This window comes from Micromonospora deserti (genome assembly GCF_003236335.1).
Taxonomy (GTDB): Bacteria; Actinomycetota; Actinomycetes; order Mycobacteriales; family Micromonosporaceae; genus Micromonospora; species Micromonospora deserti.
Genome location: NZ_POUB01000039.1, coordinates 1 through 22073, shown reverse-complemented (window position 1 = coordinate 22073; position 22073 = coordinate 1). Strand labels below are relative to the sequence as shown.

At 72.9% G+C, this 22073-nt stretch carries 19 protein-coding genes and 1 pseudogene; 8 read left to right on the top strand and 12 right to left on the bottom strand.

All coding sequences use genetic code 11. The features are described from left to right. Window positions 1-7: 7 nt before the first annotated feature. Complete coding sequence (locus tag C1I99_RS08850) at window positions 8-709, bottom strand: TetR/AcrR family transcriptional regulator (RefSeq protein ID WP_111133719.1); 702 nt, start codon at window positions 707-709, stop codon at window positions 8-10. Between the two features lie 343 nt (window positions 710-1052). On the opposite strand from C1I99_RS08850, the gene C1I99_RS08845 reads away from it, so the two are divergent. The 3 genes from C1I99_RS08845 to C1I99_RS08835 all read left to right on the top strand — a co-directional run bounded on the left by C1I99_RS08845 (window position 1053) and on the right by C1I99_RS08835 (window position 6750). After that, entirely contained in the window at window positions 1053-2087 is a 1035-nt protein-coding gene (locus tag C1I99_RS08845) for an NAD(P)-dependent alcohol dehydrogenase (protein ID WP_111133718.1), read from the top strand. A 96-nt stretch (window positions 2088-2183) separates the two neighbouring features. Continuing rightward, a complete protein-coding gene (locus tag C1I99_RS08840; RefSeq protein WP_111133717.1) occupies window positions 2184-3380 on the top strand; it encodes a phosphotransferase family protein in 1197 nt (398 codons plus the stop codon). A gap of 169 nt (window positions 3381-3549) precedes the next feature. Continuing rightward, entirely contained in the window at window positions 3550-6750 is a 3201-nt protein-coding gene (locus tag C1I99_RS08835; protein WP_111133716.1) for an ATP-binding protein, read from the top strand. 125 nt (window positions 6751-6875) lie between these two features. Here the strand turns inward: C1I99_RS08835 and C1I99_RS08830 are convergent, their stop codons facing one another. Genes C1I99_RS08830 through C1I99_RS08820 form a run of 3 tightly spaced genes read right to left on the bottom strand, consistent with a single transcriptional unit; the run spans window position 6876 to window position 9317 of the window. Then, window positions 6876-7730, bottom strand: coding sequence for an ABC transporter permease (locus C1I99_RS08830; protein WP_111133715.1), 855 nt, complete (start codon window positions 7728-7730; stop codon window positions 6876-6878). After that, window positions 7727-8740, bottom strand: a complete 1014-nt coding sequence (locus tag C1I99_RS08825; RefSeq protein WP_111133714.1) for an ATP-binding cassette domain-containing protein — start codon at window positions 8738-8740, stop codon at window positions 7727-7729. Before C1I99_RS08825 ends, C1I99_RS08830 begins: the two co-directional genes overlap by 4 nt. Before the next feature lie 25 nt (window positions 8741-8765). Then, entirely contained in the window at window positions 8766-9317 is a 552-nt protein-coding gene (locus C1I99_RS08820) for an NADPH-dependent FMN reductase (RefSeq protein WP_111133713.1), read from the bottom strand. 148 nt (window positions 9318-9465) lie between these two features. Here C1I99_RS08820 and C1I99_RS08815 point away from each other — a divergent pair, with 148 nt between their 5' ends. Beyond that, window positions 9466-9966 (top strand): GNAT family N-acetyltransferase, encoded by a 501-nt coding sequence (locus tag C1I99_RS08815; protein ID WP_111133712.1) that lies wholly within the window; start codon window positions 9466-9468, stop codon window positions 9964-9966. Window positions 9967-10036: 70 nt separating this feature from the next. On the opposite strand, the gene C1I99_RS08810 is transcribed toward C1I99_RS08815, so the two are convergent. Further along, window positions 10037-11026: an aldo/keto reductase gene (locus C1I99_RS08810; protein WP_111133711.1), complete on the bottom strand. Its 990-nt coding sequence runs from the start codon at window positions 11024-11026 to the stop codon at window positions 10037-10039. Between the two features lie 211 nt (window positions 11027-11237). On the opposite strand from C1I99_RS08810, the pseudogene C1I99_RS34570 reads away from it, so the two are divergent. Beyond that, window positions 11238-11363 (top strand): annotated as a pseudogene (locus C1I99_RS34570) (MmyB family transcriptional regulator); the annotation flags it as partial. Between the two features lie 21 nt (window positions 11364-11384). Here C1I99_RS34570 and C1I99_RS33910 read toward each other — a convergent pair. The 3 genes from C1I99_RS33910 to C1I99_RS08785 form a co-directional block, all read right to left on the bottom strand. Beyond that, on the bottom strand, window positions 11385-12086 hold the full coding sequence (locus C1I99_RS33910; RefSeq protein ID WP_111133710.1) for a hypothetical protein: 702 nt from the start codon (window positions 12084-12086) through the stop codon (window positions 11385-11387). A gap of 83 nt (window positions 12087-12169) precedes the next feature. Next, the gene (locus C1I99_RS08790) at window positions 12170-13021 is read right to left on the bottom strand and encodes an aldo/keto reductase (RefSeq protein ID WP_233512413.1); all 852 of its coding nucleotides are present in this window, start codon (window positions 13019-13021) and stop codon (window positions 12170-12172) included. Between the two features lie 116 nt (window positions 13022-13137). Then, complete coding sequence (locus tag C1I99_RS08785) at window positions 13138-14094, bottom strand: LysR family transcriptional regulator (protein ID WP_111133734.1); 957 nt, start codon at window positions 14092-14094, stop codon at window positions 13138-13140. Between the two features lie 58 nt (window positions 14095-14152). Between C1I99_RS08785 and C1I99_RS08780 the strand changes: the two genes are divergently transcribed. From C1I99_RS08780 to C1I99_RS08770, 3 genes are all read left to right on the top strand, one after another. Continuing rightward, complete coding sequence (locus C1I99_RS08780) at window positions 14153-15052, top strand: serine hydrolase (protein ID WP_233512412.1); 900 nt, start codon at window positions 14153-14155, stop codon at window positions 15050-15052. Window positions 15053-15326: 274 nt separating this feature from the next. Further along, window positions 15327-16313 (top strand): MBL fold metallo-hydrolase, encoded by a 987-nt coding sequence (locus C1I99_RS08775; protein WP_111133708.1) that lies wholly within the window; start codon window positions 15327-15329, stop codon window positions 16311-16313. A gap of 146 nt (window positions 16314-16459) precedes the next feature. Next, entirely contained in the window at window positions 16460-18415 is a 1956-nt protein-coding gene (locus C1I99_RS08770) for a PQQ-binding-like beta-propeller repeat protein (RefSeq protein ID WP_146603921.1), read from the top strand. Between the two features lie 44 nt (window positions 18416-18459). Here C1I99_RS08770 and C1I99_RS08765 read toward each other — a convergent pair whose 3' ends face one another. The 4 genes from C1I99_RS08765 to C1I99_RS08750 form a co-directional block, all read right to left on the bottom strand. Beyond that, window positions 18460-18999, bottom strand: coding sequence for a DUF1697 domain-containing protein (locus C1I99_RS08765; RefSeq protein WP_111133706.1), 540 nt, complete (start codon window positions 18997-18999; stop codon window positions 18460-18462). Between the two features lie 72 nt (window positions 19000-19071). Then, entirely contained in the window at window positions 19072-19485 is a 414-nt protein-coding gene (locus C1I99_RS08760; protein ID WP_111133705.1) for a Rho termination factor N-terminal domain-containing protein, read from the bottom strand. Continuing rightward, window positions 19482-20414, bottom strand: coding sequence for a ParA family protein (locus C1I99_RS08755; protein ID WP_111133704.1), 933 nt, complete (start codon window positions 20412-20414; stop codon window positions 19482-19484). Before C1I99_RS08755 ends, C1I99_RS08760 begins: the two co-directional genes overlap by 4 nt. Before the next feature lie 220 nt (window positions 20415-20634). Further along, complete coding sequence (locus C1I99_RS08750; RefSeq protein WP_111133703.1) at window positions 20635-22053, bottom strand: amino acid permease; 1419 nt, start codon at window positions 22051-22053, stop codon at window positions 20635-20637. Between the last annotated feature and the right edge of the window lie 20 nt (window positions 22054-22073).

Sequence of the window (22073 nt, the reverse complement as noted above, 5' to 3'; positions counted from 1 at the left end):
GGTTGGGTCAGGCGCAGGACTGGTTGGTGGATGTCCACCCGTGCTGGCGGAGTCTTTCGAATCCGTCCAGGAGGAGCTCGAGCGCGAACTCGAACTCGAACTGGTCGTCGCAGCCGCTGCCCACGACCGACTCTTCGTCGTGAGCCACGGCCGCCGCGATCTCGGCGATGTAGGGATACCTGGCTGCCAGCTGGTGGAGCATCGCCGCCTGCATCTCCGGGTCGGGACTTGGTGAGGCAGGGAACAGCTCCTGGCTGAATCCCCATATCCGGCTGCCCAGGGCGTGCATCGCATGGTGGGTGAGGTCGACGGAGAAGCCGCCGGTCCGGAACATCCCGACGATCGAATTCATGTAGTCCAGCACAGCCGGGGTCGGGCTGGTGCGCGACTCGATGACCCGGGAAGCCCACGGGTGGCGCAGGAGCACCCGTCGCGCCGAGAGAATTCTCTGCCGGACCGCGCTCTTCCACTCGATGTCATGGGCCGGCGGGTCGATCTCGCCGGCGATGACGTCGACCATGCCGTCGAGGAGCTGTTCCTTGTTGGCCACGTGCTTGTACAGCGCCATCGGCACGACGTCCAGCTCCTGAGCGAGCTTACGCATACTCAGTGAATCGATGCCGGCGTCGTCGGCCAGCGCGACGGCGGCACGCAGCACCCGGTCCCTGCTCAGCGGGGGCCGGCGCGCATCGTCCACCTGCTGCGCCATCTCGGCACCTCCGTTCGACCGGCGGCCGGCCGATCTCCCTCTTGACACGTGTACGGCGTACACCCTACTCTCAACGCAGAGGTGTACGGTGTACACCTCTGTCAGGTGAGGTCAGCCGCGCCCTGCTGATGCTCACCGGCTGTGGGTGATCAACGTCGCCGTGGCCGAACGGATCATCCGCAGGCAGCCGACCAAGCCAAGCCGGGCGCGGCGCGTGGCTACCGACCCTCGCGTGGCGGCCTGGGCGAGCCGGTGAAGGCGCCACGCCGTGTTGACGACGAGGACCGAGTCCTGCGGACAGGCGAACTCTTCCCTACCCCAACCCGCACGTCGAGGAGATCCGATGAAGGCAATCGTCCAGGACCGGTACGGCTCACCCGACGTCCTCGCGCTCAGACAGGTCGACGAGCCGGTGCCGGCCGACAACGAGGTGCTGGTCCGGGTTCACGCAGCCGCGGTCAACGCCCGCGACTGGCACCTCATGCGCGGCGACCCGTACGTCGTGCGCCTCACGGCCCCCGCCCAGTTCGGGTTCACCGCGCCAAGGGTCAGCATCCGGGGCACGGACTTCGCGGGTCGGGTGGAGGCAGTGGGCCGAGGGGTGACCCGGTTCCGTCCGGGTGACGAGGTGTTCGGTGAAACCCACGGAGCGTTCGCCGAGTATGTGTGCGCCTCGGTCGACGTGGTAGAGCCGAAACCCGCCAACCTGACATTCGAGCAGGCGGCCGCGGTGCCGCTAGCCGCCAACACCGCCCTCATGGGCCTGCGTGACGCAGCGCGGCTACAGCCGGGACAGCACGTCCTGATCAACGGAGCGTCAGGCGGCGTGGGAACGTTCGCCGTACAGATCGCCAAGGTGTTCGGCGCGGTCGTGACCGCCGTGTGCAGCACGCGCAACATGGATCTGGTCGGTTCGCTCGGCGCGGACCACGTCATCGACTACACCCGCGACGACTTCACCCGCGACGGTCGGCGCTACGACGTCGTCTTCGACCTGGTGGGCAACCGATCGTTGACCGACTGCCGGCGGGTACTGGCGCCCACCGGAACGCTCGTCCTGTCCGGTGGCGGCGTCTCCGACGGCGGCAGCCTCTTCGGACCGGTCGGCCTCATCATCCGGGGACAGGCGCTGTCCCGCTTCGTCCGCCACCGGCTGATCACACTCACGGCCACACCGAGCCAACCGAACCTGGCGACGCTGCGGGAACTCGCCGAGTCCGGAAGGATCACTCCGATCATCGACCGGACCTACCCGCTGAGCGAGACATCCGACGCCATCCGATACGTCGAAGGCGAGCACGCCCGCGCGAAGGTCGTCATCACCGTGCCCGCCGAAGGAGCGGAAGCTGAGGGCTCCCCTCCGACGTGCAGATCGTGACGCGTCTGATGTCGGCAGCGGGTGGCGAGGTCGGTGTTGGCGCGCCGGCTCACTATCCGCTCGCCCTGCCCACACCTCCGGCGGTAGCGTCCGGCCGTGACCCGTACCGTGACCCTCGTCCTCGTCGACGCCGCGGGCGCCTCGCTGGGCGCGCTGCCGCCGTTCGAGGTGTCCTCGCCCTGGTGGCAGGAGGTCGGCCCGGTCGTCGACGAGGCCCGCCGCCGGTACGGCGTCGACGTGGCTGTCCTGCGCCTGCTGGCCGGCACCGCTCCCCGCCCGGGGGTGGCGGGCGCGGTGACGTACCTCGGACAGGTCAGCGACCCGCCCGCCACGCCGCTCGTCCCGGCGGACGTGGACCTGACCCCGGACCCGCTGCGCGCCCCCTACGCTGAGCCCGGCGGCCCCGCGCGCAGCCTGGCCTGGGCGACGGAGGAGCTGCGGCGGCTCGGGCGGCCGGCGCAGACCGTCCGCCAGCAGCGGACCTGGAACCTGTCAGCGATCTGGCGGCTCGACGGCGCAGGCGGGACGGCATGGCTCAAGCAGGTGCCGCTGTTCTTCCGGCACGAGGCCGCCGTGCTGCGCTGGCTCGGCCGCGCGGTGCCGGGACAGACCACCAGGATGCTCGCCGAGGACGGCGACGGGCGGATGCTGCTCGACCACGTGCCCGGCGAGGACCGCTACGGCGCGAGCCTCGACGAGCGGCTCACGATGTCCGCCGCGTTTCACCCGGCGCAGCTGCGCTCCGTACCGGACGCGGCGGAGCTCGTGGCGGCGGGCGTGCCGGACCTGCGCGGCCCCGCGCTCGCCCGGTGGATCCGGGAGCGGTTGGCCGCCCAGGACACCTCGTCCGTCGAGTCCCTGCTGGACGGGCTGGAGGGTCGGCTCGACGAGGTGCGGCGGTGCGGGCTGCCGGAGACGTTGGTGCACGGGGACCTGCACCCCGGCAACGTGCGCGCCCGCGCCGGGCGGTATGTGTTCATCGACTGGGGGGATGCCTTCGTCGGGCACCCGGCGTTCGACGTGCTGCGGCTCACCGACGGGCTCGACCCGGCCACGGCGGCGCCGATCGTCGGGCAGTGGTGTGCGCGGTGGCGGGACGCCGTGCCAGGGTGCGAGCCGGAGCGGGCCGTCGAGCTGCTGCGGCCGGTGGCGGCGCTGCGCATGGCGGCCGTGTACGCCATGTTCCTCGCCGGCATCGAACCGAGCGAACACGTCTACCACGCCACGGACGTGGCCGCCTGCCTGACGCAGGCGATCGAAGCGGCGAGCGCAGGTGCCAGGACCACGGGGTAGGTGGGGCGATGAGGACGGGTTCTTGATGCGGCACGCGAGGAAGACCCTCTAACAAGGCTCGCGAGGAAAATCTCGCTAACAATGGGAGCCGGCGCAGCATGTCGCGCCCGGCCCACGTGGCGCCCGGTGCCCTCACGCTGTCGGACCGTTCGGCTACGGTCGGGGTGCCATGGATCCGCGGTTCGGCGAAGGCATCATCGGGCGGGAGCACCCCGCGGGCCTGCTGCGCGCCGAGGTCGACCGGGCGACCGCGAGTCACGGCGGCCTCGTCCTGGTCACCGGTGAGCCCGGCATCGGCAAGACGACGCTCGTCACGGCGGCGGCGAAGGAGGCCCGCCGCCGCGACGCGCTGGTGCTCGGCGCCGCCTGCTGGGATTCCGACAGCGCGCCCGGCTACTGGCCCTGGGTGCAGGTGCTGCGCGCCCTGCGCCGCTCGCCCGATGACTGGGCTGTCGCGAGCGGGGCAGCCGAGCCCGGCCTCGCCGTCCTGCTCGGCGAGGCCACGGGCGCGACGGCCGGTGAGGCCGCCGGTGGTTCGACCGGTGACGACCATGGCGAGCAGGAGGAGTTCGCCCTGCACGACGCGGTGACCACGGCGCTGGTCGCGGTCGCCCAGCGCCGGCCGGTCGTGGTCGTCCTCGACGACCTGCACTGGGCCGACCCCGCCTCGATCCGGCTGCTCCGGTTCGCCGCCCAGCACACCTGGTTCGAGCGGCTGCTGCTGGTCGGCACCTACCGCGACGCCGAGGTCGAGTCGGGTGATCACCCCCTGCGGCCGCTGCTGATGCCACTGGTGGCGAAGGCGACGACGGTCACCCTCACCGGCCTGTCCCGGGACGACGTGGCCGCGCTGATCACCCGTACGGCCGGGCGCGAGCCCGACGCCGCCCTGGTCGACGAGGTGCACCGGCGCACCGGCGGCAACCCGTTCTTCGTGGAGCAGACCGCCCGGCTGTGGCGCGCCGACGGCCAGGTGAGCACGATCGCCCCCGGCGTACGGGAGGCCGTGCGCCGGCGCCTCGCCCAACTGCCGGCGGCGGTGGCCGATACGCTCACCGTCGCGGCGGTGCTGGGCCGCGAGTTCCACCGTCAGGTCCTCGCCGCGTCGGTAGGCGCGCCGGCGGCACAGGTCGACCGGCTGCTCGACCGGGCGGTGACCGCCCGGCTGGTGGTGGCCCGCGGCGGCGGCCGGTTCGCCTTCGCCCACGACCTCGTCCGCGAGACGCTCTACGACGGGCTGCCCGACGACGACCGCCGCGCCCGGCACGCCGCGGTCGTCCGGGCGGTCGACCGCTCGGCGGCACTCGCCGAGCGGCTGATCCCCGCCGACCTGGCCCGCCACGCCTACCTCGCCGGTGCCGACCTCGACCCCTCCGGGGCGGCCGACCTGCTGGTCGTCGCGGCGCGGGACGCCGGCCGCCGGCTGGCCACCGACGAGTCCGCCGTCCACTTCCGTCGCGCGCTGGAGGTCGCCGTCGACCCAGCCCAGCGCGTCAAGATCATGGTCGAGCTCGCCCAGCTGCGGTACCACTCCGGCGGCCGCGCCGAGTCCCAGCGACTTCTCGCCGACGCCGCCACGCTGGCCCACACCCTCGACGAGCCGGCGTTGCTGGCCCGCGTCGCCCTCACCGTCCACCGGCACCACGAAACCAGCACCGGACGCTCCGCCGACCCGCGGGAGTTGCTGCGCGAGGCGTACCGGCGGCTCATCGGGGAGCCCCCCGCCGCGGTTGAGGTCCGGACGCTCGTCACCGACCTGATCACCGCCACCGAGACGCTCGCCCGCCGCGGCCATGACGACGAGGCGCTCACCTTCAGCCTGTGGGCCCGCCACGACGCCACCTGGGGGCTCGGCACGGCCGCCGACCGGGCGGCGTTGACGGCCGAGATCCGCGACGTGGCACGCCGGGTCGGCGACCGGGAGACCGAGCTGTGGGCCACCTCGCTGCGCTGGGTCGCGCTGCTGGAACTCGGCGACCCCCGGTACTTCGCGGAACTCACCGCCTTCTTCACCGGGGGCCGGGAGGCTGACCTGGCTCGGCATTTGGTGGCGACCGCCATCGACGGCGGCATCATCGCCTCGTTCCGGGGCGAGTTCGCGAGAGCCGACGAGCTCTTCTCCGAGTTGGCCGGCTCCGACGCGTGGGACGACTCCGACTTCGCCTTCATGGGCCATCATCTGCGCTGGTCCTGGCTGTTGCTGCAGGGCCGCTTCGACGAGATCGACGCGCTGCTCGACGAGCTGGGCCCGGGGGACTATCCCTACCTGGACCTGGCCCGCGCCATCACCGCGGCGGAGCGCGGTGACGCTGCCGCTGCCGTACGGCTGACCGCCGGCATCGAGGCGGCCGGCACCACGTTCACCCGCCCCGTGTCACCGCTGTGGCTGCGGCTGCGCGCGCAGGTCGCCGCGACCACCGGCGACCCGCAGCGCTGCGCCGAGGCCCGCGAGGCGCTGACGCCGCACCGGGGGCAGTGGATGGCGGCGCTGTTCGGCTGCGACATCAGCGGCCCGGTCGACCACTGGCTGGCCGCCGTCGACGCCGCTCAGGAGCGCTGGGACGATGCGGTGGCCGGGTTCTCGGCGGCCCGTGACGCCGCCGACCGGATGGGCGCGCGGCCGTGGTCGGTGCTCGCCCGCGTCGCGCTGGCGGACGCGCTGATCGGGCGCGACCGCCCGGGCGACGCGGTGGCCGCCGCCGCGTTGCGCGCCGCCACCGCGGGCGAAGCCGCCCAGCTCGGCATGCGGCAGGTTGTCGGCCGGCTGGCCGGCGCCACTCCCGCCGCGAACGGTGCCGAGCCCGCCGCTGACGTCCGGGCCGAGGGGTACGAGTTCCGCCGCGACGGCCCGGTCTGGCGGCTCGCCTACGCCGGCACGGCCGCGCACCTGCCCGACGCCAAGGGCCTGCACGACCTGCACCTGCTGCTGAGCCGGCCCGGCGTCGACGTCCCGGCGGTCGAACTGCTCGACCCCGCCGCCGGGCCGCAACTCGTCGCCGCCCGCCGGATGGGCGGCGACCCGGTCCTCGACGACGAGGCGAAGGCTCGCTACCGGCGGCACCTGGAGCGGCTCGACGACGAGATCGACCGGGCCGCCCAGCGCGCCGACGAGCGGAAGGTCGCCGCCCTCGACGCCGAGCGCGCCGCCCTGCTCGCCGAGCTGCGGGCCGCGGCCGGGCTGGCCGGCCGCACCCGACGTCTCGGCGACGAGGCGGAGCGGGCCCGCAAGGCGGTCACCGCCCGGATCCGGGACGTGCTGCGCAAGCTCGATGACCGCCACCCGGCGCTCGCCGCCCACCTGCGCGACGCCGTCTCGACCGGAAGCACCTGCCGTTACCTCCCGCCCGAGCCGCCGCGCTGGCGCCTGTAGCGACGACATCATCAGCGAGCTGGAAAGCCGGATCACCCGGCCCGCCTCGCGCCGGGCGGACCGAGGCGATCCAGGCGCCCCGCACGGCGGGCGCCGTTCTCGCCGGCGGCGCCCGCCGTCATCCGTCAGCGGCGGTTGTAGCGGTACATCGTGAGCGCGCCGAAGACCACCACGAACCCGGCGCTCCACAGCAGCATCCACATCGTGTTCGACGGATCCGACGCCCCCGCCATCGCCGAGCGTACCGACGCCACCAGGTGGGTGATGGGGTTGACCTTGACGAACGCCTGCAGCCAGCCGGGCATGGTGCCCGGGTCGACGAACACGTTGCTCAGGAACGTCAGCGGGAACAGCACCATCATGCTGACCCCCATCACGGACTTCTCGCTACGCAGGATCAGGCCGAAGAATGTCCACACCCAGGAGAACGCGAACGAGAAGACCACCAGCAGACCGATCCCGGCCAGCACCCCAAGCACACCCCCGTCGGGCCGGAAGCCCAGCACCAGCCCGACGCCGAGGATGACCAGGGCGGCGAGGACGTACCGCAGCACGTCGCCGAAGATCATGCCGACCAGCGCGGCGGGGCGCCACACCGACAGCGTCCGGAACCGGTCGAAGACACCCTTCTCGATGTCGGTGTTCAGCCCGACGCCGGTGTACATGGTGATCATGACGACGCTTGTCACCATGATGCCGGGCAGGAAGAACTGCAGGTAGTCACGGGGGCTGTCGGCGAGCGCCCCGCCGAACAGGTACGTGAACATCAGCACCATGATGATCGGGAACGCCGTCACGTCGAACAGCTGCTCCGGCACGTGCTTGATCTTCAGCAGGGCCCGCCAGCCGAACGTCAGTGACGCCGACAGCGCGCTCGGCCGGGGCGGTCGCGCCCCGGGCGCGAGGACGGTCGACAGCGCCTCGGCGGACGGCACGTAGACCGACGGGGCCCGCCCGGTCGTGGTGGTGGCGTTGCTCATCGGGCTGCCTCCAGCTCGTCGTCCCGCTCGTCGGCCGCGACGGCGGGGTGGTCGGTCAGGGCCAGGAAGACCTCGTCCAGGCTCGGCTGGCCGAGGGAGAAGTCGTCGACGACGACGCCGGCGCGGGACAGGTCACCGAGCGCCCGGGCGGCCTGCTCGCTGGCGTCCAGGTCGCTGCCGTCGCCGCCGACCCGGGCCGTCAGCGCCACCGGGTCGGGTTCGAGCTGCACCGGAACGCCGAGCGCCGCCCGGAGCAGCCGCTCGGCCTCCGGCCGCTGCCCCGGGTCGCGTAGTCGCACGTGCACCGTGCCGGAGCCGACCGAGGACTTCAGCTCACCCGGCGTGCCCTCCGCGATCACCCGGCCGTGGTCGACGACTGCGATACGGCCGGCGAGCTGGTCGGCCTCGTCCAGGTACTGCGTGGTCAGCAGCACGGTCGTGCCGTGCGCCACGACGGCCCGGACGATCTCCCACACCTGGTTGCGGCTGCGCGGGTCCAGCCCCGTCGTCGGCTCGTCGAGGAAGAGCAGGTCGGGGGTGTTCAGGATGCTCGCCGCGATGTCGATGCGCCGGCGCATGCCGCCGGAGTACTTCTTGACCTGGCGGTCGGCCGCCTCGGTCAGGCCGAACGCGGCGAGCAGGCGCTCGGCGCGTTCCCGGGCGGCCGGCTTGCGGTGCCCGAGCAGCCGACCGAGGAGCATCAGGTTCTCCAACCCGGTCAGGTCCTCGTCCACCGAGGCGTACTGGCCGGTCAGGCTGACCCGAGCCCGGACGGCGTCGGCCTGCTCGACCACGTCGTGGCCGAAGACCCGCGCCCGGCCGCCGTCGGGGCGCAGCAGCGTCGCCAGTACCCGTACCGCGGTGGTCTTGCCGGCACCGTTCGGGCCGAGCAGCCCGTAGACGGTGCCGGCGGGGACCCGGAGGTCCATGCCGCTCAACGCCAGGGTGTCCCCGAACGACTTGGTCAGGCCGTCGGCCTCGATGGCCAGGCCGGTACTGCGTCTGCTCATGATCTCTACCTTTCTTCGCGAACAGTCAGGAGACGTACGGGCGCCTGGCGCGGCCGTCGCGCAGGGCCAGGCCCCACCAGCACAGCTGGTCGAGCAGGACGCCGGCGGTCCGGCCCAGCTCGTCCGTGGCCAGCATCGGTTCGTCGCAGAGCAGGTCGACACCGACAACGTCACGCATGGTGACGGCGTGCAGTGCGGTGAAGACCGTGCGGAGCTGGTCGACCGCGTGCAGGCCCACTGAACCGCAGCCGTACGACACGAAACCGACCGGCTTGGCCTGCCACTCGTCGTACGCGTAGTCGATCGCCTGTTTCACCGAGGCCGGGAAGCTGTGGTTGTACTCGGGTGTGACCACCACGAACGCCTCCGCCTGGCCGATCCGGGCGGCGAACGACCGCATCGGCGCGGTCGGCTCGGCCGGGTAGCTGGCGGGGAAGTCGTAGTCGGCGAGGTCGACGACCGTCACCGTCACCTGGTCGTGCTGCCGCGCCTGGTCGACGAACCAGCGACCGACCCGGTCGCCCATCCGCCCCTCACGGGTGCTGCCGATGATCACGGCAAGCTGTAGCGGCGCCATGCTTCCCCTCCCGTCTCCGCCGGGCCTCACCGGGCAGGCGCGAGACGGCGGCCGGCACCTCGCTAGATCGCATCTAGCGGATCGGGCGGCGCGTCCCCGGAATGTCGGTGGCGGCTGGTTCACTGGACGCCGCGACGAGGGGGGCGCGATGACGGGCGTGCGGATCGAGCCGTGGGGCGAGGACGGCCTCGACCTGCTGCGGCAGCTCAACGCGCCGGAGGTCCGGGCGCACACCGGCGGCCCGGAGACCGACGGGCAGGTCGTCGCCCGGCACGGCCGCTACGTGCGCTTCGCCGGCACCGGGCAGGGCTGCATGTACACCGTGGTGCTGCCCGACGGCGCCAGGGTGGGCAGCGTCGGCTACTGGGAACGCGACTGGCGCGGCGCGCGGGTCTACGAGCTGGGCTGGGCGGTGCTGCCCGCGTACCAGGGCAGGGGGCTGGCCACCGCGGCGGTGCGTGCGGCGGTGGCGGCGGCCAGCGCCCGGCGTAGCCGTCGGTGGGCGCACGCCTACCCGTCGGTGGGCAACCCGGCCTCCAACGCGGTCTGCCGCAAGACCGGCTTCACGCTGCTCGGCGAGACCGAGTTCGAGTACCCGCCAGGCCACCTGATGCGCTCAAACGACTGGCGGCTCGACCTGACCGGCTGAGCGAGGCAGGTCAGCAGCCACAGCGCCTCGGCGATCACTATGCCACGGTCCGTGGATGGGAGACGCCGGCTCAGTCACCAGTGGCGTCGAGCCGGTGCCGCTGGTCGGCGGTCAGTTCCAGGTCAACGGCGGCCAGACTCTCCTCCAACTGGGCCACCGACGAGGCGCCGACGAGCGGGATCGCTGGCACCTCACCCCCGATCAACCAGGCCAGCACCACCTGGTTGACCGTGGCCCCGGTCTCCGCCGCCACGTCCCGCAGCGCGGCCAGCCGCCGGGGAGCGCTCGGCAGGTCGTACTCCGGGCCCAGCGGCTTGTCCGCCCGGCTGAGCGCACCCTTGAGCAGCGGCGAGTAGGCGACCAGTGTCAGCCGCGGCTCGGCCCGCAGGTAGCTGAGCAGGTCCCCGCCCGCCGAGCCCGGATCACCGTCCGGGTCGAGCTCGCTCGGCAGGTCGGTGCGCCGGTGCAGGTAGCTGTGGTGGTACTGGAGCACCTCGTACCCCGGCAGACCGGACGCGGCTGCCAGCGAGCGGGCCCGCTCCACCCGCCACGCCCGGTGGTTGCTGGCCCCGAGCAGGCCCACGATGCCCTCGGCCACCAGCTCGGCGAAGCCCTCCACGGTCTCCCGCAGCGGCACCCTCCGGTCCTCGATGTGGGCGTAGAGCAGGTCCAGTTTCGCCACGCCGAGGCGTTCCCGGCTGCGGTCCGCGGACTCCCGGATCACCTTCGCCGACAGGCCCTCCGGATTGTCCGTGTAGCTGGTGCCGGGCGCCAGCGGTCGTGCGCCGAGCTTGGTGGCGATCACGATTTCGTCGCCGACGCCCCGGCTACGCCGCCACCGGCCGAGCAGATCCTCGCTCTCCCCGCCCTGACCGCCGTTCATCCAGAAGGCGTAGTTGTCGGAGGTGTCGATGAACGTCCCGCCGGCTTCGACGTACCGGTCGAGGATGGCGTACGACGTGGCCTCGTCGGTGGCGGTGCCGAAGAGCATCGCGCCGAGGCTGAGCACACTGACCTGGCGGCGGGTCGCCGGGTCGGTGCCGATGCTGCGGTATCTCATGGGTCCTCCCGTGGGACGAGTGCGTCGCCGGCCAGCCTCGACCATCGAGCGCACTCGAGGTCAAGCCCTCACCAGGGCAGCACCCCGTACCCGCCCCCGGCGTCCATCTGGTACCCCCACAGCAGCCCGCTCGGCCCGTCCGCCCGGAGCGTCGCCAGGTGCACGCTCACCTCCGCGCCCTGCTCCGGGGCACTGGTCCGATCCGGACGCGCTGGGCTTCGCCCGCACCTCCGTCGCCGACCTGCGCGCCGCGTACGGCCGCCACCCGGACGACCGTGGTCTCGCGGCGCTGGTCACCGAGCTGCTTGGCACCTCGCCGCTGTTCGCGGCGCGCCGCCGGTGGAGGGCACGGGCGGGGTCAGGCGGCCCGCTGCAGGGCGGCGGTGGCGAGCGGGGCGAGCTTGGTGAGCAGCTCGGTGCCGCCGGCCAGGTCGCCGTTGCCGGCCGAGGCGTCCACCTGGAGCACGAAGTTGCCCCGCACCAGCAGCAGCGTGCACTGGTGCCGAATGGCCTGGCCGGTCAGCTTCTCGCAGAAGGCGATCGCGTCGGGACCGTCGGGCACCGGCGGGGACGAGGGGCGCACGATCACCGACGTCCGGCCGTCGCCCGGCACCTCGTACTGCTTGCACGTCTTCAGCGTCGCGCGCAGCTCGTCGGCGAGCTTGCGTCCGGGCACCTCGAGGTAGCCGACCACGTACTGCCGGATCCAGATCGTCTCGCCGTCCCAGACCCGCTCGCGGTAGGCGGTGCGGCGCCGGTCCGAGGGCAGGCTGTCCCGGCACGGCGAGATCAGCTTCCACGCCTCGGTGTTCTCCTCGGTGAGCTCCGCCGTCTCCGGGTGGAAGTCGGCGTCGAGCTCCAGCATCGCCGCCTTCACCCGGCTGCGGACCTCGGCGGTGGAGACCGGGGCGGGTTTCGGCGTCGGCGCCGTCGGGGTGGCCGACGCCGACGGGGGCACCTGCCAGCGGGGTGTCTCGACGGCCGACGTCGGCGCGCAGGCCGTGGTGGCGGCCAGCGCCAGCATCGACACCAGGACCAGCGGGATACGGCGGCGCGTCATTGGGGGGCAGGTCCTTCCGTACGCCGGAAGGGGCCACAATCATGGCCCCTTCTACGTGCGCCGCCGCCGGCCACCGTGTTACGTCAGGCCGGGATGTAGTCGAAGGTGTCCGGGTTCGGGCCCTGCCGGCCGGCCTCGCCCCGGTCCAGCTCGGTGATCCGCTCCATCACCACGTCGTCCAGCTCGAAGTCGAAGACGCCGAAGTTCTCCTCGATCCGCTCCGGGGTGGTCGACTTGGGGAAGACGATGTCGCCGCGCTGCACGTGCCAGCGGAGCACCACCTGTGCCGGTGTCCGGCCGACCTGCTCGGCGACGTCGACGACGGTCGGGTCGCGGAGCACCTTGCCCTGCGCGATGGGCGACCACGCCTCGGTGAGGATGTTGTGCGCCCTGCCGTACGCCCGCACCTCCTGGTTGCCGAAGTACGGGTGCACTTCGATTTGGTTGACCGCCGGCACCATGTCCGCCTCGGCGGCCAGCCGTTCCAGGTGCGCCACCTGGAAGTTCGACACCCCGATCGAGCGGGCCCGCCCATCGCGCTGGAACTCCTCCAGCGTGCGCCAGGTGGAGACGAAGTCGCCGTCGTAGCGGGTCGGCAGCGGCCAGTGGATGAGGAACAGGTCGATGTAGTCCGTCTTCAGCGCGGCGAGGGTCGACTCGAACGCCCTGCGGGCGTCGTCGGGCCGGTGGAAGCCGTTGTTCAGCTTGCTGGTCACGAAGACCGCGCCCCGGTCCAGTCCGGAGGCGCGGATCGTCTGTCCCACCTCGGCCTCGTTGCCGTACATCTCGGCGGTGTCGATGTGCCGGTAGCCGACCTCGAGGGCCTTGCTCACCGCCTCGACGGTGTCCCTCGGCTCGATCTGGTACACGCCGAAGCCGAGCTGCGGGATGGTGTTGCCGTCGTTCAGGGTGATGTCGGGAATCGTGTGCGACACGAACGGCTCCTTCGCCCGTCGTCGGGCGCGGACGCGCTTCGGCGCGCTCCGCGTCCCTGCCATTCCTCATGCCTACCCGAAGGCACCGGAAGCTGCCGGGTGATCCCCGGCACGGCTCACCCCGCCTCGTCGAAGAGCACCGGCCAGGGGCGCGGCGCGGGCACGGGCGGCGGTGCCGGCGGGGCCGGCTCGGCGGCCAGCACCTCGGCCGCGAGCTGCCCCAACATCGGTGCGGCGGGGTGCGCGGCCCGGCGCGGCCAGGCCGCCGAGGTCCGCTTGACCAGCGGGACGGCGGCGACCGGGCGCCAGGCGATCCGTGGCTCCCGCCGGGCCGTGGCCGCCGGTTCGACGGCGACCCCGCCGCCGGCCAGCACCAGCCCGAACAGGAACTCCGGGTTGCGCGCCGGGCGCACCCGGGCCGGCGTGTACCCGTGCCGGCGGCAGACGTCGAGCAGGTGGTCGTGCCAGCCCGGCGCGGTGGCCCGCGGCGCGGTGACCAGGTCGAGGCCGGCCAGGGCGGCCAGCTCGACCTCCCGGGCCCGGGCCAGCGGCGAGGTCCGCGGCAGCAGCACCCCCAGCGGTACGTCGACCGGGGCGCCGAAACGCAGCCCCCCGTCGGCGACGGGGTGGTGCAGCAGGCCGACGTCCAGCCGGCCCTCGGCCAGCATCCGTTCCTGCTCGCCGCTGGTCAGCTCGTGCAGGTCCACGTCGAGCCCGGGCGCCCGCTCGGCCAGCCGGTCCAGCAGCGCGCGCAGGGTCACCGCCGGCGTCTCGGGCGGCACGCCGGCCCGTAGCACGCCGAGCACGCCGTCGCGTACCTGCCCGGCCACGTTGCGCAGCCGGCGCTCCCCGGCGAGCAGCTCCTCGGCTTCGCCGAGCAGCAGCTGACCCGCTGTCGTGAGGCGTACCTGCCGGCGGGAGCGGTCGAACAGCTCGACCGCCAGTTCCCGCTCCAGCCGCTGCACCGACTGGCTCAGCGGCGGCTGCGCCATGCCGAGCAGTTCGGCGGCCCGCCCGAAGTGCAGCTCCTGGGCGACCACCACGAAGTGCCGCAGGTGCCGGAGCAGGTCCACGGCCGGACCTTACGCCAGCGGCCGATGCCGGCGGCAGGGTGCCGGCTACCGTGCGGGGGTGGTGACGCAGCGGATCGGGGAGATCTTCGACCGGGTCGGGGTGACCGCCAGTCTGCACGTGGTCGACCTGGACGGCGACGCGGGCGGGGCCGGCGGCCGGCGGGAGGTGGCGGTCCGGGCCGACGAGCCGGTGGTGATCGCCTCGATCTTCAAGATCCTGCTGGTGCTGGAGTTCGCCCGGCAGGTCGTCGCCGGTCAGCTCGACCCCCGAGAACGGGTCCTGGTCACCGCCGGGGACCGGCTCGGCGGGTGGGGGGTCGCCGGCTGCGCCGACGACGCCGAGCTGTCCCTGCGCGACCTGGCGTACTTCGCCATGTCGGTCAGCGACAACACCGCCGCCGACCTGCTGTTGCGCCGGGTCGGCGCGGACGTGCTGCCGATGCTCGCCACCGAACTGGGGCTGCCGCGTACCCGGATCGTCGGCGGTCCCCGGCAGCTGGTGGAGACCATGCTCGCCGACGTCGGCGCCCGGACCGAGGCGGACTTCGCCCGGATCTTCCCCGCCCTGCCGGCCGAGCGGGTGCGCGCGATGCGGGTCCTGGACCCGGAACACACCACCTCCAGCACGCCCCGGGAGATCACCCGGCTGCTCGGGCTGATCTGGCGGGACGAGGCCGGCCCGGCGCAGGCGTGCGCCATGGTGCGGGGCTGGATGGCCCGACAGCTGTTCTGGACCCGGCTGGCCTCCGGGTTCCCGCCCGGGGTGCGGGTCGCCGGCAAGACCGGCACCCTGCCGGGGCTGCACCTGGAGGCCGGCGTCGCCGAGTATCCCGACGGCGGCCGGTACGCCATCGCCGTCTTCGCCCGCGCCGACCGGCTCGCCACCCGGCGCATCGACGTGGACCTCGCGATGGGCGAGGCCGCCCACGCCGCCGTCGAGGCGCTGCGCGCTTGCTGACCCCGGGCCGCCGCCGAGGCGCTGCCCGCCGGCCGGACCGCGCACGGCGTCGCGGCGGGGCTCGGTCCGCCGCGCGTGCCGGCGGCGGACCCGCCCGCCCGGCCGGCCACGGCGAACCGATTTTTCCGCCGCCGTCGGTCACCGACATCGCCCGTGAGCTGGTCCGATATGCGCTCAGATATGATCCGGTCGTCTGGTCGATCTTGGACCGGGCGGGGGTGGCGCTGGTTGGCTCGGGGCTGACCGATCCGCACCACGACGGGGAGAGATCCGCATGCCCACAATGGACCGCCGCCGCCTCCTGCGCGACGCCGCCGCCGGCACCGCCCTGGTGTCCGCCGGTGGGCTCACCGCCGCCCTTGCCAGCCCGGCGCAGGCCGCGCCGCCGGCCACCGCGCCGCTCGCCGCCGCGCCGGCCGGGCCGGGCCGCGGCCCGGTCAGCTTCCGCTGGTGGGGTACGTCGGGATGGCGCGTCGACATCGGCGACCGGACCATCCTGGTCGACCCCTTCCTCAGCCGCATCGACACCGGGCTGTTCAAGGGCGCCTTCAACCCCGCCACCCGGCTGGACGTCCGCGCCGGCGTGGTCGACTCCCTGGTCGACCGGGCCGAGACGGTCCTCGTCACGCACACCCACTGGGACCACTACATGGACGTGCCGCACATCGCCGGCCGTACCGGCGCGCGGGTGTTCGGCACGCTGACCGCGTACAACCTCGGGTTGGCGTACGGGGTGCCGTCGGGGCAGCTCAGCCCGGTCAAGGGCGGGGAGGTGCTCGACTTCGGCGCGTACACCGTGGAGGTGGTCGGCGGGCTGCACAGCCGCAACCCGTCGTACTCCCTGGCCTTCCCCGGGGTGCGGGTCAGCCCGCCGCCGAAGCCGGCGACCATCGCCGACCTGCCCGAGGGTGACACCCTCGCCTACCAGCTGCGGGTGGCCGGCGGCCCGTCGGTGTTCTTCATGGGGGCGAGCGACTTCGTCGAGCGGAACCTGACCGGGCTCGCTCCGGACGTGGCCATGGTGGCGCTGCCGAACACCACGGTCACCGCCGACTACGCCGCCCGGCTGCTGGCGGCGCTGGAGCACCCGAAGGTCGTGGTGCCGGTGCACTTCGACATCTTCGAGGCGGAGCTGCGCAATCCGGTGCCGGTCGCGCCGGGTGACCGCGAGAAGCTCGACGCGTTCATCGCCGAGATCCGGCGGGTGTCCCCGCGCAGCCGGGTGATCGTGCCGGAGTACCACCGGGCGTACCGGTTCTGAGTGGGACGGGTGGCCGCGGCCCGGCGCCGCGGCCACCCGCCGGGCCGGGCCCGTTGACGCTGATGGCTCTCCCCTCTAGGGTCCGGATTAACGGCCCCGTCCGTAACCTCGCACGACGGGCCGACCCCCACGCGGAAGGACGAACGATGGCGGGAAGTCTCTCTCGACGTGCGGTGCTCGCCGGCCTTGGTGCGGTAACGGCAGGAGCCGTATTTCCCCGATCGGCGCTCGCCGCGCCGGCGGAGGGGCTCGGCGACACGCTCGACGTGGCGATCAGCGACCTCGGCCCGGCCTCCCGGGTGCTCAACTTCGGCAACGGCGTCCGGATCGGCAACGAGATCTGGTTCGCCACCCGGCAGATCCTGCCCACCCGGGTCGCCGCGTACGACCTGACGCAGCGCCGGATCACCAAGTCCGCGCCCATTCCCGGCGTGCCGGGCATCTGGGGTATCGACGCGGTCGGCACCGACATCTTCGTCTCCTCGTACTCCCCGGGCCTGCTGTTCAAGGTCGACACCACCACGATGGACGTCACCCAGGTACTCGACCTGCGCGAGGAGGTCGGCTGGAACGTCAAAACCTCGCCCGACGGCAAGCTCTTCGTCGGCACCTACCCAACGGCGCGGCTGTGGGAGTACGACCCGGCGACCGGCCAGGCCACCGACCACGGCCGGATGGACCCCGACGACACCTACGTCCGGGACCTTGCCGCCACCAACACGACGGTCTACTGCGGCATCGGCTCTCGCGCCGGACTGGTGGCCTACGACCGGGCCAGCGGGACCCGCACCGACATCCTCCCGGCCGAACTACGCGACCGGACCTTCGGCGCGGTCTGCCGCATCGCCGGCGACCACCTCGTGGTCGGCATCTCGCCCACCGCCGAGGTCCTCGTGGTCGATACCCGTGACCACAGCCGGTACCAGATCCTGAAGACCCCGAACGACTCCTTCGTCGTCGGCATCACCAGCCGCGGCGACGAGATCTTCTACACCACCCGCCCCAGCGGCTCGCTCTACCGCTTCCGGCTCGGCGACACCGCGCCCACCCTGGTCGGCGTGCCGGTGGCGGAGGCGTCGAACGTGCGGATCGGCTTCCTCGACGACGGCCGCCTCTGGGCCGTGCAGGGCGCCGGCGGCATCCTCTACGACCTGGGGACCCGCACCACCGAGGCCCTGGACATGAGCTCGCCGGACCTGGCTCCGATGCCCGAACGTCCGATGTCGCTTTGCCACGCCGGCGACCGGATCGTCGTTGGCGGCTCGCTCGGCGTCCAGGTCGTCTCCAGCGAGCCCACCCCCGCCTTCGACACCTTCCGGGTGCCCTTCGGGGGTGAGGTTAAGGACATGGAGGCGTACGGCGGCGTCGTGCACATGGGCGTCTACACCCTGGCCCGCTACCTCACCATGCCCGTCGACGGCCGGGCCGTGACCGAGGTGGTCCGGGTCGACGCCGCCCAGGAGCAGACCCGGCCGACCTCGCTGAGCGTCGACCGGCGGCGAGGGCTGGTGCTGATGTCCACCGAGCCGGACTACGGCCGCTGGGAGGGCGCGCTGAACATCTGGGACGGGCAGCGGTTCCGCAGCTGGCGCGGCATCCTGCCGGACCAGACCGTGCAGTCGCTCTGCCCCGACCCGCACGGCGTCTTCCTCGGCGGCAGCACCATCAACGGCTACGGCACCACCCCGACCACCACCCGGGCGAAGCTCGCCTACTTCGACTACCGGACCGAGCGGCTGGCCTGGCTGATCGAGCCCACCGATGGCGGAGTGATCGTCGACCTGAAGCTGATCGGCCGGGTGCTGGCCGGCGTCACCCGCGACGGCGAGCTGTTCGCCCTGGATTCACGCACCCGGGAGGTGCTCTGGCGGGTCGACGTCGGCGCGGTCGGCGGCAAGCTCGCGGTGATCGACGACCGGGTCTTCGGCACGGACGGCACCCGGCTGTGGACGGCGAAGGTGGGCCGCCACGAGCCTTCGCTGAGGGTCCTGGCAGACGGGCTCAACCAGTCCTGGTTCGGCGCACCCGAGGTGGTCACCGACGGGGTGCGGGCCCTGTTCACCACCCGGGGCACCAACCTGATCCGGGTCGACCTGAGCTGAGCCTTCCGCGGCGCGTCGCAGCACGGGGGGCGGCGCGCCGCGGCTCAGCCCGCAGCCATCTCGGTCAGGGCGCGCACCGACCGCCAGTTGCGGGTGGTCGCCACCACGCCCAGCTTCTTCTCCAGGTACGTGTTGGTGAACGCCGACCGCCCGTAGCCGCCGTCGGGGTAGTGCAGGAAGACCTCCCGGTCGGCGATGGTGAACGCGACGCTCTCGCCGGCGGGCACGACCAGGGCGTCCACCCGGGACTTCTCGGGTGCGGTGGCGAGGAAGGCGACCAGCAGCCGGGTCGGGTCGTCCTCCCGGTCGGCGTACGGGTTGCCGCCGGCCACCGCCGCCAGTTCCCGGCTGCTGCGTACCAATACCGGCACGGTCAGCCCCAGCTCGTCGGCGATCGCCCGTTCGATGCCCCGGGCCAGTTCCTCGGCGTCGCGCACCGTGCTGCCGAAGACCACGTTGCCGCTCCGCAGGTACGTGCTGACGTCGTCGTGACCGAGGCCGGCGACCAGCCGGCGCAGGTCCGCCATGGCGACCTTGGCGCCGCCCACGTTGACCCCGCGCAGCAGAGCCACCCACCTGCCCATGCCACCTCCTCGACCCGCCGGTACGGCCAGCCTAGGCCGGCGGTGGGTTACCGGCCGGCCCCGGTGTGCCGCTCAGCGGCGGCGGATGGCGGCAGAGTTGAGGCGGAAGCCGATGGTGCGCTCGACGATCCGGTCGACCAGGTCCGTCTTGCGCAGCCCGGCGACACCGCGCAGCTCCAGGCTCGCGGCCAGCGCCCGCAGGTCACGGGCGGTCCAGCCGGCGAGGTAGGCCGTACTGTCGTCACGGCGGGACATTTCCGCGAGCGCCGCCCGGGCGCGGCCGAGGTCCGGGGGCGGCGCTGCCCGCCCGGTCGGCGCTGCCCGCCAGGCCGGCGTGGCGGTGGGCGGGGTGGGGCCCGGGGATGTCTCGGTCGGCACCACGGCGAGTCGGGCCCGTCCCTCGACCAGGGCGGCGACGTCGGCGGCGGGCAGCTCCCGCAGCAGGGCGGTAACCAGCGCGGCGACGGCGGGGGCCGGATCGGTCACGCCACGGCCCCCTCGGGCTGGAGGTGGTCGAGGAACTCGGTGGTGAGCTGGCGCAGCTCGTCGCGGACGACCGGGCTGGTGGTCCGGTCGCGGAGCACCACCGGCACGCCGCGCGGGGTGTTCGTGGCGAACACCGTGACGCTCTCCCGCAGCACGGTGGGGAAGACGGGCAGGCCGAGCGCGCGGACCTGGTCCATGTAGCCCTGGTGGGCGGCGATCGGCCGTTGCGCCATGAGCTGGATCATCGTGAAGACCACACCGGCCACGCCCGGGGCGACCTTGTGGTGGCGGCGGGTGGTGGCGAACCGGCGGGCGTCGGCGTTGTACTGGTCGACCAGCTCCCGGACGTTGCCGTGCAGGTAGTCGATGCCCAGGGTGGACAGGTAGTCCGCCTTCGCCGGGATGACCAGGTGGTCGCTGGCGATGATGGCCGACTGGGTGACCACGTTGAAGTTCGGCGGGCAGTCGATGAGCACCATGTCGTAGCTGCCCAGCGCGTCGTCGTGCAGCCCTTCGGCCAGGGAGCCGCGTACCCGGAACAGCTCGGCGTCGTACTCGTCACCGTTGGCCACGGCGCGGGCCAGCGCCAGGTCGATGTCGACGAGTTGGAGGTGGGACGCGATCAGGTCGAGACGGCCGGCGCCGGTGAGGCGGGCGTTCGCCGGGCCGGGGGTGACTACCAGCTCGCCCAGGGTCACCGCCGCCGTGCCACCACGCAACCCGTCGTACCAGCGCTTCACCGTCCGGCCGTCGCGCAGCCGCTCCCGCCAGTCGTCCGGGTCGTAGAAGCCGAACGTCAGGCTGGCCTGCGGGTCGAGGTCGATGAGTAGCACCTTCATCCCCCGGTTGGCCAGCTCGGCGCCGAGGTTGGCGGTCACGGTGGTCTTGCCGACCCCACCCTTGTAGTTGATCACGGACACCACGTACACGGCGGCACCTCCCCAGACGGGAGACGGTAACCGGTGAGTGGATCACCGGTGGAACCGCCGGCGTTCGCCCACCACCTCCGGTCACCTTCCGTGACACCGCTGCCGCGGCGTTGCCGCTGATCGCCGGTGCGCCGCCGGGGCCGTCGCCGCGCAACCCGGCCGCCGACCGGGGCTGGCGGCTGCGGGCCGAGTCACTCGCCGCGGCCGAGTGCGACGAGGGTCACTCCCGGCGGGCCAGGCGGGATCGCCGGTAGCCGTAGAAGGCGTAGATCAGCCCGCCGAACACGAACCACACCGCGAAGCGCAGCCAGGTCTCCGGGGCCAGGAAAGTGATCAGCCAGATGGAGAAGAGCGCCCCGACCGCCGGCACCACCGGCATGCCCGGCAGCCGGAACGTACGCGGCGCGTCGGGGCGGCGGTAGCGCAGCACGATCACCGCGATGCAGACCACCACGAAGGCCAGCAGGATGCCGATGTTGGTCAGCTCGGCGGCCTGCCGGATCGGTAGGAAGCCGGCGATCAGCGCGGAGCCCACCCCGACGATCCAGGTCACCCGGCTGGGCACCCGGCGCACCGGGTGCAGCTTGCCGAACCAGGCCGGCAGCAGACCGTCCCGGCTCATCGCGAACCACACCCGGGTGACACCGAGCATGAAGGTGAACATCACGGTCAGGATGCCGATGATCGCGCCGACGGCGACCACGCTGGCCAGGCCGGAGAGACCGACCGAGGCGAACGCGGAGGAGAAGCCGCTCTCCGGGTCGATGTCGCGGTAGTTCTGCATGCCGGTGAGCACCAGGGTGGCCAGCACGTAGAGCACCATCGCGATGAGCAACGAATAGATGATCGCCCTCGGCATGTGCCGGCGGGCGTCCCGGGACTCCTCGGCGGCCGTGCTCATCGCGTCGTAGCCGAACACCGCGAAGAAGACCGTGGCCGCGCCGGTGATCGCCCCGCCGATCCCGAACGGGAAGAACGGCGAGTAGTTCTCGGTGTTGATGTAGAAGAAGCCGACCACGATGACCAGCAGCACCACGGCCACCTTCAACCCGACCACGAGGGTCTCGAACCGGGCCGCCGACTTGATGCCCCGGGTCAGCAGGAACGCGATGAGCAGGCAGAGGATCACCGCGAACAGGTCGACCACGTGCCCGTCACCGGTGCCCGGCGCGCCCAGCATCCACACCGGCAGCCCCACCCCCAGCTCGCCGACGAGGAACGCGAAGTAGCCGGAGATGCCGATCGCCACCACGGCCACGATCGCGGTGTACTCCAGCAGCAGGTCCCAGCCGATGAACCAGCCGACGCCCTCACCGAGCACCGCGTAACCGTAGGTGTAGGCCGAGCCGGCCTTCGGGATCATGCCGGTGAACTCGGCGTACGACAGGGCGGCGGCCGCGCTGGCCACGCCGGCGATCAGGAACGACACCAGCACGGCCGGTCCGGCGGTCTCACTGGCCACCGCTCCGGCGAGGGCGAAGATGCCGGCGCCGATGATGCCGCCCACCCCGATCGCGGTGAGCTGCCAGAGCCCGAGGGTGCGGGCCAGCCCCTCCTCGGTCTCCTCGGTGATCTCGTCAACCGGCTTGCGGCGGAACACCCCGGTGCCGCCACCCGCCGCGTTTCCCGCGGAGGTCATCGTCGTCCTCCCTCCCATCC